The sequence below is a fragment of the Geminocystis sp. CENA526 genome (genome assembly GCF_050753365.1).
Lineage (GTDB): Bacteria > Cyanobacteriota > Cyanobacteriia > Cyanobacteriales > Cyanobacteriaceae > Geminocystis.
Genome location: NZ_JBLZFY010000274.1, coordinates 1 through 1447 on the forward strand (window position 1 = coordinate 1; position 1447 = coordinate 1447).

Consider the following 1447-nt stretch of genomic DNA (forward strand, 5'->3'; position numbering starts at 1 on the left):
TATCAAAGGAAAATACTTTGTGTTTTAAAGGAAACAATTTTTAATAAATCTTAATTAAAATTCATCAGATAGAAATTAATAATTCCCAATAAACTATCATTTATACTCTACATAAAAGCGGGATAATTCAAGTATTTAGCTAAAAGAATCGCTGATTCAAGATTAAATCCAATTTACGCATTGGTGACAATCTAAGAAGAAGAAATTACAATGCGATAATTATTGAATTGCCTTAGTATATTTTCAAATTGTTTTAAACATTCTGGGGTGAAACTCACTTCTTCTTTGATAGTCGATATTTTATTTAAAGGAGATTCTCTAACTAAAACACCATCTTAATCTCTATTTAAGTGTCGATTCTCTGAGTTAAAAATTCGATCGAACCTCTCACTTTAGATGTTATCATTTTGTTCAATAAAAGATTGTACTAACTCCACATTTTCTTTACTTCCCAAAATTACGGGGGTTCGATGATGGATTCGATCGGGTACAATATCCAATATTCTCGTTAATCTATCATAAGCCTTTCCTCCTGCTTGTTCGATAATCAAAGCTAAGGGTGCAGTTTCATATAATAATCTTAATTTACCTTCGGGCTTGTCCGTTGTACCCGGATATAAGAAAACCCCTCCCTGCATTAAAATACGGTGAATATCCCCTACTAATGCACCACTATAACGCCCTGTATAACCATCGTGACGATGAACATAACGGATATAATTACGGATAGAGTCATCCCACTGCCAGAAATTACCCTCATTGACACTATATACTGAACCATGATCAGGAATTGTGATGTTTTCCTGTGCTAAGATAAACTCACCTAAACTGGGGTCTAAAAAGAAAGAGTGAACACCAGTACCCATAGTATAAACTAAAACGGTGGCAGGTCCATATAAAATATATCCTGCGGCGATTTGTTTTGAGCCGTCTTGTAATAAATCTTTCGCTTCTCCGTCTAAATCATCGCCTTCCTGTTGACGAATGGCAAAAATTGAGCCAACATTTAAGTCTATATCCACATTAGAAGAACCATCAATGGGATCATAAAGTAAAGTATAACGTCCAATGGGGCAATTTTCAGGAATATAATAGGGCTTATCCATTTCTTCAGAAGCGAGGCGACACACCAAGCCACTTTGTTTAAACACAGAAATAAATACTTCATTGGCGTAAACATCCATTTTTTTGACGGATTCTCCTTGAATGTTACTGTCACCAGTAAAGCCTAAGACACCCTCCATTAAACCAGCACGACTGAGACGACGAGCGATTAATTTTCCTGCTAAGGCGATTCTATTCATAATGGCACTCAAATCTTGTGCATCGGCGGAAAAACTGTTCAGTTGTTGCAAAACATGACGAGATAAGGTGGTACAATCTCGATCGAGACTATATTCGGGAATGATTAATTCTGATGAATCCATAGTTGATAGGTATAGTGTAT

At 35.7% G+C, this 1447-nt stretch carries 1 protein-coding gene; it reads right to left on the minus strand.

Annotation, left to right across the window (positions count from 1 at the left end; all coding sequences use genetic code 11):
• Positions 1 to 392: 392 nt before the first annotated feature.
• Positions 393 to 1427 carry a class 1 fructose-bisphosphatase gene (gene fbp, locus ACN4EE_RS23335; protein WP_431708900.1) on the minus strand — a complete coding sequence of 345 codons (1035 nt, stop codon included), beginning with the start codon at positions 1425 to 1427 and terminating at the stop codon, positions 393 to 395.
• Positions 1428 to 1447 lie beyond the last annotated feature (20 nt).

What these genes read in the sequence shown, in the direction of transcription:
- fbp (WP_431708900.1), bottom strand. Translation starts at nt 1,427, where the DNA reads ATGGATTCATCAGAATTAATCATTCCCGAATATAGTCTCGATCGAGAT.